Annotated in this window: 10 protein-coding genes and 1 tRNA gene; 5 read left to right on the forward strand and 6 right to left on the reverse strand. The window is 60.9% G+C overall.

Annotation, left to right across the window (positions count from 1 at the left end):
• The first annotated feature begins 63 nt into the window (after positions 1 to 63).
• The 5 genes from SULPSESMR1_RS02940 (at position 64) to SULPSESMR1_RS02960 (ending at position 5,967) form a co-directional block, all read left to right on the forward strand.
• Entirely contained in the window at positions 64 to 819 is a 756-nt protein-coding gene (locus tag SULPSESMR1_RS02940) for a siderophore-interacting protein (protein WP_089419489.1), read from the forward strand.
• Between the two features lie 95 nt (positions 820 to 914).
• Positions 915 to 988, forward strand: a tRNA-Gly gene (locus SULPSESMR1_RS02945).
• 108 nt (positions 989 to 1,096) lie between these two features.
• Positions 1,097 to 2,923, forward strand: a complete 1,827-nt coding sequence (locus SULPSESMR1_RS02950; RefSeq protein ID WP_089419490.1) for an ABC transporter transmembrane domain-containing protein — start codon at positions 1,097 to 1,099, stop codon at positions 2,921 to 2,923.
• A gap of 204 nt (positions 2,924 to 3,127) precedes the next feature.
• On the forward strand, positions 3,128 to 5,026 hold the full coding sequence (locus tag SULPSESMR1_RS02955; RefSeq protein WP_089419491.1) for an acyl-CoA synthetase: 1,899 nt from the start codon (positions 3,128 to 3,130) through the stop codon (positions 5,024 to 5,026).
• A complete protein-coding gene (locus SULPSESMR1_RS02960) occupies positions 4,990 to 5,967 on the forward strand; it encodes an alpha/beta hydrolase (protein WP_089419492.1) in 978 nt (325 codons plus the stop codon). The genes SULPSESMR1_RS02955 and SULPSESMR1_RS02960 overlap by 37 nt, the downstream gene beginning before the upstream one ends.
• Before the next feature lie 5 nt (positions 5,968 to 5,972).
• Here the strand turns inward: SULPSESMR1_RS02960 and SULPSESMR1_RS02965 are convergent, their stop codons facing one another.
• The 6 genes from SULPSESMR1_RS02965 to SULPSESMR1_RS02990 form a co-directional block, all read right to left on the reverse strand.
• Positions 5,973 to 6,809, reverse strand: a complete 837-nt coding sequence (locus SULPSESMR1_RS02965; RefSeq protein ID WP_089419493.1) for an alkaline phosphatase family protein — start codon at positions 6,807 to 6,809, stop codon at positions 5,973 to 5,975.
• 99 nt (positions 6,810 to 6,908) lie between these two features.
• Positions 6,909 to 8,546, reverse strand: coding sequence for an ABC transporter ATP-binding protein (locus SULPSESMR1_RS02970; RefSeq protein ID WP_089419494.1), 1,638 nt, complete (start codon positions 8,544 to 8,546; stop codon positions 6,909 to 6,911).
• Positions 8,543 to 9,358 (reverse strand): ABC transporter permease, encoded by an 816-nt coding sequence (locus SULPSESMR1_RS02975; RefSeq protein ID WP_089419495.1) that lies wholly within the window; start codon positions 9,356 to 9,358, stop codon positions 8,543 to 8,545. The genes SULPSESMR1_RS02970 and SULPSESMR1_RS02975 overlap by 4 nt, the downstream gene beginning before the upstream one ends.
• A 52-nt stretch (positions 9,359 to 9,410) precedes the next feature.
• Positions 9,411 to 10,367 carry an ABC transporter permease gene (locus SULPSESMR1_RS02980; protein ID WP_089419496.1) on the reverse strand — a complete coding sequence of 319 codons (957 nt, stop codon included), beginning with the start codon at positions 10,365 to 10,367 and terminating at the stop codon, positions 9,411 to 9,413.
• 13 nt (positions 10,368 to 10,380) lie between these two features.
• Positions 10,381 to 11,985 (reverse strand): ABC transporter substrate-binding protein, encoded by a 1,605-nt coding sequence (locus SULPSESMR1_RS02985; RefSeq protein ID WP_089419497.1) that lies wholly within the window; start codon positions 11,983 to 11,985, stop codon positions 10,381 to 10,383.
• 149 nt (positions 11,986 to 12,134) lie between these two features.
• Positions 12,135 to 14,150 (reverse strand): CocE/NonD family hydrolase, encoded by a 2,016-nt coding sequence (locus tag SULPSESMR1_RS02990; protein ID WP_089419498.1) that lies wholly within the window; start codon positions 14,148 to 14,150, stop codon positions 12,135 to 12,137.
• Positions 14,151 to 14,188: the final 38 nt, after the last annotated feature.

Below are 14,188 nucleotides of genomic sequence, written 5' to 3' on the forward strand. Positions count from 1 at the left end.
GCACTTGCATTTCCTGACAGAAATAGACAGGTATTGCCCGAACGCTTCTGCAAGGGACTTGCCATGACAGATCAAACCGCTGACGCACCCCGTATCGCGCGCACCCGCCACGCGTTGCGCCGCCGCAGCCTGACGGTTGCCGCATCGGAAAAACTGACGCCACATATGATCCGGCTGACCCTGCAAGGCGCGGACCTGCATGATTTCACCAGCACCGCCCCCGATGACCATATGAAGCTGATCCTGCAAGGTGATGGCGACAGTCCGCAAATGCGTGACTACACCCCACGCCGGTTCAGCGCATCTGAACTGGTGGTGGATGTGGTCGATCACCCCGGTGGCCCCGCCGCCGACTGGGCGCGCGACGCGGCAGTAGGCGACAGCATCACCATTGGCGGCCCGCGCGGCAGTCAACGGATCGAAGGCGACATCGCCCACTGGCTGTTGATTGGCGACGAAACGGCGTTGCCTGCCATTGGCCGCTGGATCGAGGAACTGCCAGATGGTGCGCGCGTTACCAGCATTGTCGGCGTGCCGGATGCCACAGACGAACAGACATTGGACACCGCCGCCGACTGGCAAGCGCACTGGCTTCACCGTCCGCTAAAGCAGGCAACCGATCCCGCACCCTATCTGGCAGCGCTGGACGCCATGACAGTGCCGCCGCGCACCTTTGTCTGGGTCGCTGCCGAAGCACAGGTGGCGCGTGCCATCCGCACGCATCTGTTGGACAATGGGCACGACAAACAGTGGATTAAGGCTTCGGGCTATTGGGTGGCGGGTCAGGCCGATGCTTCGGATAAGGCGATCGGGGACTGACGGCATATTGGTCAAGCGTCTCACCATTTTGTGCGGGCAGGGGCCGTTGGTGTTCTTGACCTTGCGCGGCCCATGCCATAACACACCGGTGCTACGCGGGCGTTGTGTAGTGGTAAGACCTTAGCCTTCCAAGCTAATGACGCGGGTTCGATTCCCGCCGCCCGCTCCAATTTTTCCCTTGCGCAGATTGTTTCGATTCCCCGACAGGGTCTTTGTCGCATTGACCCCGTGGCGTGCAGACGCCACAAGTCGTCGCGAAATGAATTCAGGAGCTGTCATGGCCGATCACCCCCCGCAGACTGTTCCCCTTCAAGCGCCCGCCCCGGGCAAGGGCGATGACCAGCGTGCGGCGTCCAAGCGTATCGGCGCTTTGGCTGCGCTGTGGCCCTTCGTGACACCTTATCGTGTTTTGATGGTGGCGGCGGTCATGGCGCTGGTGCTGACGGCGGTGGTGTCACTGACCCTGCCGCTGGCGGTGCGCCGTGTGGTCGACAACTTTCGCACAGAGGACGGGGCGCTGCTGGACCAGTATTTTCTGGCAGCCATTGGCATTGCCGGGTTGCTGGCCGTGGGGACCGCGCTGCGCTATGCGCTGGTCACGCGGCTGGGCGAGCGGGTTGTTGCCGACATTCGCAAGGCGGTGTTCGATCGTGTGATCGGCATGAGCCCCGCATTCTATGAAAAAATCATGACCGGCGAGGTTCTTAGCCGGATCACAACCGACACTACGCTGATCCTGTCGGTGATCGGGTCAAGCGCGTCGATTGCCCTGCGCAACATGCTGATTTTTGCGGGCGGGCTGGTGCTGATGCTGCTGACGTCGGCCAAGCTGACGGGGCTGGTGCTGTTGATCGTGCCCGCCGTGGTGATCCCTATTCTGGTGCTGGGGCGTCGCTTGCGGGTAATCAGCCGTGAAAATCAGGACTGGATTGCGGCCTCGTCGGGCAGCGCGTCCGAGGCACTGGGGGCGGTGCAGACTGTGCAGGCCTTTACCCAAGAGGCGACGACGCGGGCGCAGTTTGCGCAGGTAACCGAGCGCAGCTATGACGCGGCAGGGCGGCGTATTCGCACGCGGGCGCTGATGACCATGATCGTGATCTTTCTGGTCTTTGCGGGCGTAGTCGGCGTGCTGTGGATCGGTGCCAATGACGTGCGCGCCGGTGCCATGTCTTCGGGCGCGCTGATCCAGTTTGTGATCTATGCGGTGATGGTTGCGGGCGGCGTTGCCGCCCTGTCCGAGATCTGGGGCGAGCTGCAACGCGCGGCGGGGGCCACCGAACGGCTGATCGAGTTGCTGACAGTCGAGGACAGCGTGCATGATGTCGCGGTCCCTGCCACGCTGCCTGTACCGGTACAGGGCGGCATCCGCTTTGACGATGTGTCGTTTTCTTATCCTTCGCGGTCCGATGTGTCGGCGCTGGACCACGTCAGCCTTGAGATCGCACCGGGCGAGACCGTCGCCTTTGTCGGGCCATCCGGTGCGGGCAAGACGACCATCATCCAGATGCTGCTGCGCTTTTACGAGCCGCAGTCGGGGAGCATCATGATCGACGGCGTAGCCCTGAGCACGCTGGCGCGCGACGACTTTCGCGGCCACATCGCGCTGGTGCCGCAAGATCCGGTGATCTTTGCCACATCGGCGCGCGACAACATCGGCTTTGGTCGTCCCGGTGCGACCGAGGCCGAGATTGAAACCGCAGCCAAGGCGGCGGCGGCCCATGATTTCATCGTGGCGTTGCCCGACGGCTATGACTCCTACTTGGGTGAACGGGGCGTGATGCTGTCGGGTGGGCAAAAGCAACGCATTGCCATTGCCCGCGCCATTCTGCGCGACGCGCCGGTTCTGTTGTTGGACGAAGCCACCAGCGCTCTGGACGCCGAAAGCGAACGCGCGGTGCAGGCGGCGTTCGAGACGCTGAGCCACGGGCGCACCACGCTGATCGTGGCACACCGTCTGGCCACCGTCAAAAAGGCCGACCGGATCGTGGTGATGGAACAGGGCGGGATCGTGGCTGTGGGCACCCATGACGAACTGGTGTCCCAAGGCGGGCTTTATGCGCGTCTGGCCAAGTTGCAATTCACCGGCGGTGCAGACGCGGAATAACAACCGGGCAGGGGGCCAGCCCCCGACGCTGACGCGTCTCCCCCGGAGTTTTCGGGCAAGATGAAGGACGCGATACGGCTGACGCTGCGTCGGCCAAAGGGCCGTTTTCACCTGATATGCTTGCGCATTTTCCCAAAGCACCGCATCTTGCTTTGCTAAGGGAAAAGGCCGCCGGACAGCGGTGGTGACAGGGAGGAGACACCAATGACCTATGCAGGGATGGAAGACCGCAAGCGCATCGAGGCCGAAGGACCATGGGCCGAGCGCGATCTGCCGGTGACGCTGTTTGGAATGCTCAGCGACACGACCGCGAAATTTCCAAAGCACAATGCCGTCAGCTATCAGATTTTTTCGGGTCCGAAAGACAAGGCCGAGACCTTAAACTGGACCGAGTTGAAGGCTAAAACCGCGCAAACTGCCAATATGCTGCGCAGCATGGGCATCGGGCCCAAGGACGTTGTGGCCTATGTGCTGCCCAACTGTAACGAGGCGATTCTGACCATGCTGGGCGGTGCCACCGCAGGTATCGTCAACCCGATCAACCCGCTGCTGGACCCCGAGCAGATTTCGTCGATCCTGCGCGAGACGGGGGCCAAGGTGGTTGTGACGCTGCGCGCCTTTCCCAAGACGGACGTGGCCGAGAAGGTCGCCGAGGCGGTCGAACATGCGCCGAACGTCAAAACCGTGCTTGAGGTTGACCTGCTGCGCTATGTGACGCCGCCGAAATCGTGGATTATTCCGCTGATCCGCCCAAAGGCCGCACAGGCGGGCCATGCCGATTACCTGAGCTTCAACACCGAGCTGAAAAAGCACAACACCACCCTTGATTTCGAGGACGTGCAGGAAGACCGCGTGGCCTGTTATTTCCACACCGGTGGCACCACGGGCATGCCAAAAGTGGCGCAGCACCGCTATTCCGGACTGGTCTACAACGGCTGGGTCGGGGGCGAGTTGTTGTTGAACGAAAACGATGTGCTGTTGTGCCCGCTGCCGCTGTTTCATGTGATGGCGGTGCATGTGATCCTGATGGGGGCCGTGTTCAGCGGCGCGCATGTGGTTTTCCCGACGCCGCAGGGCTATCGCGGCGAAGGCGTTTTCGACAACATCTGGAAGCTGACGGAACGCTGGAAGATCACCTTTATCGTCTCGGTCCCTACGGCGCTTGCCGCGATGATGCAGCGCCCGATTGATGCGGATGTGAGCACGGTGAAGACGGCCTTTTCGGGGTCGGCCCCACTGCCCAAAGAGCTGTTCAAACGCTTTGAGGAAGCCACAGGCGTGACCATCGTCGAAGGCTATGGCATGACCGAGGCGACTTGCCTGATTTCGGGTAACCCTGTGGACGGATTGAAGAAAATCGGCAGTATCGGTATTCCGTTCCCCTATTCGGACGTCAAGATCGTCAAACAGACCAACGACGGCCCGCTGGAGTGCGCTGTGGACGAGATTGGCGAGATCTGCATCTCGAACCCCGGCGTCTACACGGGTCACACCTATACCGAAGAGGCCAAGAACAAGGATCTGTATTACAACGACACGCACCTGCGGTCGGGCGATCTGGGGCGGATGGATGCCGACGGCTATCTGTGGATCACGGGCCGCGCCAAGGATCTGATCATTCGCGGTGGCCACAACATCGACCCCGCCGAGATCGAGGACGTCTTGCAGGGGCACAAGGCCGTGGCCTTTGCCGGTGCCATCGGCCAACCCGATGCCCATGCGGGCGAAGTGCCTTGCGCCTATGTCGAATTGGTGGATGGCGCCACCGTAACCGAGGACGAACTGCTGGCCTATTGCAAGAAGCACGTTCACGAACGCGCGGCACACCCCAAACATATGACCATTCTGGACGAACTGCCCAAGACGGCAGTGGGCAAGGTGTTCAAGCCTGATCTGCGCAAGAATGCGATCACGCGGGTCTATAACGCCGCCCTGTCCGATGCCGGATTGAAGGCGCGGGTGACGTCGGTGATTGACGACAAAAAACGCGGGCTGATGGCGCAGGTCGCGGCGAATGGCGACAGCGAGGCCGAGATTGGCAAGGTGCTGGGTGCGTTCATTCAAGGATGGGAACCGGACGCCCATGCCACAGCAGCGGAGTAGGTGCTGTGCCCGACTATGACCGGTTGATGGACAGTGAGGTCCGTGCCTTTATGGCGCGGACCGCGCTGCATTATCCGCCCGATGCGGTGGATCTGACCGTGGACGACCAGCGCCGCGTCTATAACGCGATGTGTGCCGACTTTGATGTGGGGTATCCTGACGGTGTGACCGCGCAGGACCGCACCTTTGGTGGTGTGCCCTCGCGGGTCTACAGCCGTGCAGCCCCCGTCGCGGGCACGGTTTTCTTTTGCCACGGGGGCGGGTTTGTTGTTGGCGGACTGGACAGCCATGACAGCATCTGCGCCGAGTTTTGCGCAGGCACGGGGATGCAGGTGATTGCGGTCGATTACGGGTTGTCGCCCGAGTGTCCCTTTCCGCGAGATTTTGAAGACGCATGGGCCGCGTTTCAAGCGGTTTGCGCCGAGACCACGGGTGCGATCGTGCTGTGCGGCGACAGTGCGGGTGGCAATCTGGTGGCAGCGGTGGCCCATTACGCGCGGGGCCGCATCGACGGGCGGATTTCCGGCAGCTTGTTGATCTATCCGGGCCTTGGCGGTGACCGCACACGCGGCAGCTATGTCACCCACGCTGATGCGCCGGGCCTGAGCGTGCGGGACATGGCATTTTACCAAAGTTTGCGCAGTGGCGGGCAGGACCGCACCGGCGATCCGCGTTTTGCACCGCTGCAAGACACCGATTTTTCCGGCCTGCCGCCCGTTGTCGTGCTGACGGCCGAGTTTGATCCACTGTCCAGTGATGGCGAGGCCTACCGTGATGCCATTCAGGCCGCAGGGGGGCGTGCCGTGTGGATCGAAGAGGCAGGGCTGGTGCATGCCCATCTGCGGGCGCGACACATGTCGAAACGTGCCGCGACCAGCTTTGCGCGGATGGTTCAGGCGCTGACCCTGTTACGCGAGGGGCAGATGACCGACATCGCGTAACGCCCTCAGGTCAGGAACGGTTTCGCCTTCATCGTGTCGGGAACCGGTGCGCCCAGCCGTGACAGGATGGTGGGGGCCAGTTGCAACTGGTCAATTACCGTGTCTTCGTGCGGGCCTTCGGCGTCACCGAAATAATATAACGCTGCCTCTTGTTGCAGCGCGCCGCGCCCGCCGTGGTGGCCACGCTCGTCCTGCCCGTGGTCGGCGGTGACGATCACCTCGTATCCCATCTGACGCCAGCGCGGGATAAAGGGGGCCAGCATCTCGTCCATAACCATACAGGCGTGGTCCATTTCCTGACTTTCGTGAAAGAATCGGTGGCCCATGCTGTCCAGCGTACAGGTGTGCAACATGCCATAATTCAGGCCAAAGCGCAGACACAGGTTGGTCAGCGATCCAAACAGATCCACGTCGGAGGGCGTCATCTGGTTGGTCTGGCCATAGCCGGTCATCGTGTGGAAACGACCGTGGTTGATGGTGTTGCTGTCTGGTTCATCATATTCGATGTCGCGGACATAGTCGAAGGGGTGGCGGTTGAAAAATTCCGACCAAAAGCTGTGTGCGACCGCCCCCGTCACACCGCCCGCCGCGCGGGTTGCTGAGAACACATCGGGGTGCGACAGGCGAAAGACGTTGCCATTGCCGGTGCAGCCGTGTTCGGCGGGGGCCACACCTGTGTGGATCGACGCATAGCACGATGCCGAGATTGACGGCAGCACTGCGCGCAGTTTCCACACACGGGCATCGCCGCTGTCGACCCAGCCTTCCAGATTGCCGAACAACCGCCGCCAGTTGCGCCACGGCACGCCGTCCAGAATAATCAGCAACAGTTTCTTGTCCATGAGGGCCTCCCTACGGGTGTGCGCCGGCTTGAACTTCTAGGCCCCGCAACCTGTTGATATAAAAGGGCAGGGCACGTCAGGGCACCCCGCCGGAACGCTCTAGTTGCCCGCACTTTCCATGCGACGGTGTTCGATCACCTCTTCCAGCCAGCCGATCTTCATTTCCGGCACCGAACTGAGCAGCAAGTCGGTGTAGGCATCGAAAGGCGGCGACAACACCTGCGATTTGGAGCCATAGCGCACGACTTCGCCCTGATACATCACGGCGATACTGTCTGCGATGGCGCGCACCGTCGCCAGATCATGGGTGATGAACAGATAGGCCACGTCCTCGACCTTTTGCAGCTTTAACAGCAACTTGAGGATACCGTCCGCCACCAGCGGGTCCAGCGCCGAGGTGACCTCGTCGCAGATGATCAGTTTGGGTTTGGCCGCCAGTGCGCGCGCGATGCACACACGCTGTTTCTGACCTCCTGACAGTTCCGCGGGATAGCGGTCCTGATAGCCATCGCCCAGCTCGATCTCGTCCAGCAGTTCTTGGATGCGGGTCTGTTTTTCGCGGCCCTTGAGGCCAAAGTAGAACTCCAATGGCCGACCGATGATCGTGCCGACGGTCTGACGCGGATTCATTGCCGTATCGGCCATCTGATAGATCATCTGCAACTCGCGCAGGTCGTCGCGCGGACGTTGCGGCAGGCTGGGGGGCAGATCACGGCCCGCAAAGTGGATGTTACCCGCCGAAGGGGGCAGCAGGCCGGTGATCACCCGCGCCAGCGTTGATTTGCCCGATCCGCTTTCGCCCACAACGGCCAATGTCTGACCGGGGTGTAGCTCTACGTTGATGTTCTTGAGCACGTCGAAATTGGTGCCGGTATAACGTGCTGTGACATTCTCGACCCGCAAGATAGCTTCGTCGCTTGGCTCTTTCTCGATGTGTTTGATCGAGCGGACGGAAACCAGCGCCTGCGTGTATTCTTCTTGCGGGTCGTTGATGATCTGGTCGGTGGTGCCGTATTCGACCATCTCGCCCTGTCGCAGCACCATGATCTGGTCGGCCACCTGTGCCACCACGGCCAAATCGTGTGTGATATACAGCGCAGCGACGCCCGTTGCTTCGATCGCATCCTTGATCGCCTTCAGAACGTCGATCTGTGTGGTCACATCAAGGGCCGTTGTCGGTTCGTCAAAGACCACAAGATCAGGCTCGGGGCACAGGGCCAGAGCCGTCATGCAGCGTTGCAATTGCCCGCCCGAAACCTGATGGGGAAAACGGTTGCCGATGGTTTCAGGGTTGGGCAGACCCAGCTTTTCGAACAGATCAACCGCGCGCGCTTCGGCGTCTTTCTTGCTGAACTTACCTTGGCTGATCGCAGCCTCGGTCACCTGCTCCATGATCTTTTTCGCAGGGTTGAAGGACGCTGCCGCCGATTGCGAGACATAGGTCACTTCGGCACCGCGCAGGCGACGGATATCGCGAGGGCTGGACTGCAACAGATCTCGTCCGTTCACCCAGACCTCGCCGCCGGTCAGTTCCACGCCGCCACGGCCATAGGCCAGCGTGGCCAGCCCGATGGTGGATTTGCCTGCACCGGATTCGCCGATCAGACCCAGAACTTCGCCTGCCTTCAGATCGAAATCGATGCCGTGGACGATTTCGATGTCATGTGGCTTTTCTCCCGGTGGATAGATCGTTGCGCCAATTTTCAGTCCGCGGACTTTAACCAAAAGATTGCTCATCCCCGGCCCCCTTTCAGTGAAGTGGTGCGGTTCAGGATCCAGTCCGCCACAAGGTTGACGCTGATTGCCAGCGTGGCAATCGCCACCGCAGGATAAAGTGCGGCCCCGATGCCATAGACGATACCATCCTTGTTTTCCTTCACGATGCCGCCCCAGTCTGCCTGTGGCGGTTGCACGCCCAGACCAAGGAACGACAGGGTGGATACGAACAGAACCGCAAAGATGAACCGCAGACCCATTTCCGCCACCAGCGGCGACAGGGCGTTGGGCAGAACCTCGCGGAAGATGATCCAGACCAGTTTTTCGCCGCGCAGGCGCGCCGCTTCGACGTAATCCATCACGGTGATGTCCACCGCGACAGCCCGCGCCAGCCGGTAGACGCGGGTGCTGTCCAGCAGGCCCATGACCACGATCAGCACCGGAATAGTCACCGGCATCACCGACAGAACCACCAGCGCAAAGATCAGCGACGGGATCGACATGATCAGATCGACAAAGCGCGACAGCACTTGGTCAGCCCATCCGCCCAGAACAGCAGCAGCAAAGCCCAGTACCGATCCGGTGATGAACGACAGCGCGGTGGCCATCGTGGCGACAAATATCGTGGTGCGCCCGCCATAGATCATCCGGCTGAGCAGATCACGCCCGATGGTGTCTGTGCCCAGCAGAAATTCAGCGGAAGACGGCTCCCAGACCCCGCCGACAACTTCGGCCATGCCATAGGGGGCGATCCAAGGGGCGAAAATGGCCATCAGGAAATAGGTCGCGGTAAAGAACAGCCCGATCAGGGCAGAAAGTGGTATGCGCATCAGATCAGCCCTCCTGCGGACCGGATGACTTTTGCGGTGTATAAATCGGTAAAGGTCATTTCGGATGCCTCAGTCTTGGGTTCGCCAGAATCGAGACAATGTCCGCGATCATGTTCAGCACGATATAGACAGCGGCAAAGATCAGCCCGCAGGCCTGCACCACCGGAACATCGCGTTTGGAAACGTGATCGACCAGATATTGCCCCATGCCGGGGTAGGTAAAGACCACCTCGATCACGACGACACCAACAACCAGATAGGCAAGGTTCAGCATCACCACGTTGACGATGGGTGCGATGGCATTGGGAAAGGCGTGTCTGCGGATCACCTCGAAGATGCTCAGCCCCTTCAACTCGGCCGTTTCGATATAGGCCGACTGCATCACATTCAGGATCGCGGCACGGGTCATGCGCATCATATGCGCCAGAACGACCAGCGTCAGCACCGCGACGGGCAGTGCGATGGTGTTCAGCTTTTGCCCCAAGCTCATGGTGTCGTTGATCAGTGCGGCAGAAGGGGCCCAGCCCAGTTTGACGCCGACAAAGAACATCAGAACATAGCCGATCAGGAATTCGGGGATCGAAATTGACGTCAGCGTGATCGCCGAGATCAGTTTGTCCGGCCAGCGGTCGCGGAAGCGGACCGCGAGCAGACCTAGAAAAATAGCCAGCGGAACCGAGATAACAGCGGCCCAGAAGGCAAGGAACATGGTGTTCTTCAAGCGCCCGCCAAGACTTTCGGCAATATCTCTGCCATTGGTCAGTGCGGTGCCCAGATCACCCTGCAACACGTCGCCCAACCAGGCGAAATAGCGGGCAACAGGAGGATCGTTCAGACCCAGTTCGGCGCGAAGGTTTGCCAGGGATTGGGGCGTGGCGGACTGCCCCAATATGGATTGCGCGACGTCGCCTGGCAGGATCGTGGTGCCAACAAAGATCAGGACAGAGGCCGCGAAGAGCAAAACGACACCCAGCGCAACGCGCTGGGTGATCAGTTTTAATACAGGGTGCATCTGATCTGCGCCCTTATGCCGACTTCAGCCAGCACTTGATGGCCGCTTGGTTCGACATCATCTCGCCGTTCGGATCGTTGATCCAGCCGCCCAGATCGTTGCTGACGCCGTTCACAAAGTCGTTGAACATCGGCAGGATCAAACCGCCTTCGTTGCGCAGCATCATACCCATTTCCGAGTAGATTTCCTTGCGCTTGGCGTCGTCCAGTTCGGCCTTGGCTTGGTTCAACATGGCGTCGAACTCGGGGCGTTTCCAGCGGGTGTCGTTCCAGTCTGCGGTCGACAGATAGGCTGTCGTATACATCTGGTCCTGCACCGGACGGCCGCCCCAATAGGATGCGCAGAACGGTTGCACGTTCCACACTTCCGACCAGTAACCGTCGTTCGGCTCACGCTTGATTTCCAGCGGAATACCAGCGGCTTGGGCCGACTGCTGGAACAGCGATGCGGCATCGACCGCACCGGGGAAGGCACCGTCAGAGACACGCAGGATGATCGGGCTGCCGTCGTGACCCGAGGCCGCGTAATGCTCTTTCGCTTTTTCAAGCGAATGTTCGCGCTGCGGGATCGAGGCATCAAACAGCGGATAAGCGGCGTTGATCGGGAAGTCGTTGCCGATCGAGCCGTAGCCGCGCAGGATCTTGTCCACCAACTCTTCGCGGTTGATCGCATATTTCAACGCCAGACGCAGTTCGTTGTTGTCAAAGGGGGCGGTGTCGATGTGGGCGATAAACACATAGTGGCCGCGACCCGCCGACGATTGCACCGACAGGTTCGGCGCACGGTCCAGCAGGCTGGCCACTTTGGGATCAACGCGGTTGATCGCGTGCACCTGACCGGATTGCAGCGCCGCTGTCCGCGCGGTCGCGTCGTTCAACACGAGAACTTCGACAGCGTCCGCAAAGCCGCGGTTTTCCGAATCCCAGAAATCATCGCGCCGCTTGAACGCATGACGCACGCCGGGTTCGTCGATTTCCAGCGTATAGGCACCCGTGCCGATCGCAGCGCCGGGATTGTCCATGCCGCCGTCAGGCTGGATAATCAGGTGATAATCGGCCATCAGATAGGGAAGGTCGGCGTTGGCCGATTCCAGATCGACGATAAAGTTGTCGCCATCCACTTTCATGCCCGCGATGCCCTTCATGATGCCCAAGGCACCCGATTTGCTTTCCTCGTTCGAGTGGCGCTGCATGGTTTTCAGCACGTCTTCGGGGGTCATGTCCTTGCCGTTCGAGAACGGAATACCCTTGCGGATTTTGAACACCCACTGTTTCGCATCTGCCGACGCCTCGACGCTTTCGGCCATGCGGTATTCGATCTTGCCTTCGGGATCGACCTCCAGCAGCGTTTCACCCCAAGCGTAAAGATTGTTCAACGGCACTTCGGATGCGGTCAGGGCGGGGTCTTGGGTGTTGGTGGATTCGCCACCCGACGAGCCGATCTTGATCGTTCCGCCCCGTTTGGGTGCCTCATGTGCGGCGGCGTGTGCGTGGCTGGCCAGCATGGCGTTGGCAGCAACAGCTGTCACACCCAAGGCTGCAGCGCGGCCCACGAATTCACGGCGCGTCATGCGGCCCTTGGCCACTTCGCTGGTCATATGTTGCAGTTGTTCGTTCATGTTCAGGTCTCCCGTTGATTGTTTTCACGCATTGGCGCAACACAGTCAGTCGCCCGACTGTCGCGCGCGTTTTTATTGACTATAGCGTCAACGTTGCGCATTTGTGGCATTGTCGCAAGGATTAATCCGTGCTCCAAGCCGGTGTGTGATCAGAGGTGATCACGCAGAATGCTGTCCTCCACGTTTTTGTCGAATATCAGTGCGTCATTCTCGTATGCCTCGATTTTCGCCGTCAGGTAGAACGTCGTCGAGTCCGACCACATTTCGCAGCGCGTTTCGGTGCGCAGACGGGTGTCATCCCGCTCGATTTCGTCGGTCCAGTGGCAGATGCCGCGGGCGCTGAGCGGATCGTCAGGGTGGATCGACCACGTCTCGCGCGCGACCGAGCCGTTGATCATCCCGTGGTCGCTGTCGCGCCACTTGCCGAAATCATCCTCGATCACCAGCGTCGTCGTACCGGTCACCATGTCGGTGTCCTGACGGCGCACGTGGTTTTCGGGGCGCAGTTCTTCCACCTGCCACGGGTCGGCGGCGGCGGGGGGCGCAAAGGCAACTGTCTTGTCTCCGGGGCGGGGCTCATGCAGCGGCACGCCCAGTTGCGCGCGGTGGATATGCACCGCTGCGGCTGTGGGGGCGGGCCAGATCAACGGCCAATAGGCGGTCGAAATGGAGACGCGCAGGCGGTGGCCCTTGGGCACGCAATAACCGATGTGATCCAAGCTGAGCGTCACGAACTGATCCTCGCCCACCGGCATTGCCGCGGGGTCCGACGCGCTGTCGCGGTGGCTGAGGTTCAGCACGCCATAGGTGATCCGCGTCGATGCTCCGTCAGGATGCACATGGCACAGCCGCACGGCCAGTTGCGCCTGAGGCGCATCGCTGCGCAACATCATTTCGATGGCAGGGGCACCGAGAATATCCATGTCCTTGTCCAGCGGTGCCGAGGTCCATGTCGCTGACAGCCCGTCGTCGCGGCGCTGGTCGCCGGGCATCTCGGGGCCAAGCCAGATGGCACAATATTCGCCCGCATCAGCACCGGTATGGGCGGGCGATAGCACCGTGGTGTCTGCGACGTCCGGCTCGGATGTCAGAACACCGTCGCCCAGCCAGAAATCACGGTTCATCACCGGCGCTTCATGCATCGTCTCGCGGCCGGCCACGGTGCCGTCTTGCGTGACCCAGCGGCCGGGACGGTCGGTGTACCATGTGGCGGGGCGCACGCCGTCCATCACATAGGCGCGGTAATCGGGGTCGTCTTCAACGCCGGTGTCGATGTCTTTCAGCCAACGGTCCCACCAGCGCAGGGCCTCTTGGAGAAACCCGATGCGCGGTTCCGGCACGGCAAAGTGAGGGTATTTGTGAACCCACGGGCCAACGATCCCCTTTGCACCCGGAATGTTGCGCACGACCTGCGGCACGGTGTTCTTATAGCTGTCGCCCCAGCCACCTACGGCCAACACTTTGGCCTTGATCGTGTCATAGCTTTCGCAAACGCTGCCATGTTCCCAATAACTGTCGCGCCGCTGGTGGCGTAGCCACAGCGAGGGCAGAAACGGTTCGGCCTCAAGCCGCTGTAACCACATCTCGCGCCAGTTCTCGCGCAGTGCAGGGTCGGGCGCGCGGCTGGAGTAGGACCACATTGTCGCCCCCCAGCCAAGGTTTTCGTTCAGCAGATTGCCACCCTTGTAATGGATGTCATCAGCAAAGCGGTCGACAGTCGAACACAGGGTGATGATCGCCTTGAGCTCGGGCGGGGTCATCGCCGCCACTTGCAGCGAATTGAAGCCGCCCCAGCTGATCCCCATCATGCCCACATTGCCGTTGCACCACGGCTGCGAGGCCAGATGGCGGATCACTTCGACAGCGTCGTCCAGTTCTTGCTGGCTGTATTCATCCTCCATGATACCTTCGCTGTCGCCATTGCCGCGCATGTCGACGCGCGCGCAGGCATAGCCGTGTCGGGCAAAATAGGGATGCGTCAGCGCATCGCGCGCGCAGGTGCCGTCGCGTTTGCGGTAGGGCAGGAATTCCAGAATGGCCGGAACCTGTTCGCTGTCGTCCTCGGGTCGCCACAGTCGCGCCGACAGGCGGGTGCCGTCCGACAGGATGATAGCGTGGTCTGGGTCTTCGGTTATGTCGCGGGGGGCATTGGATGTGTCGCTCATGGGCGTTGGTTTTCCTGTCTGGGCGCGGATGTCAAGGC

This window comes from Pseudosulfitobacter pseudonitzschiae (assembly GCF_002222635.1).
GTDB lineage: Bacteria > Pseudomonadota > Alphaproteobacteria > Rhodobacterales > Rhodobacteraceae > Pseudosulfitobacter > Pseudosulfitobacter pseudonitzschiae_A.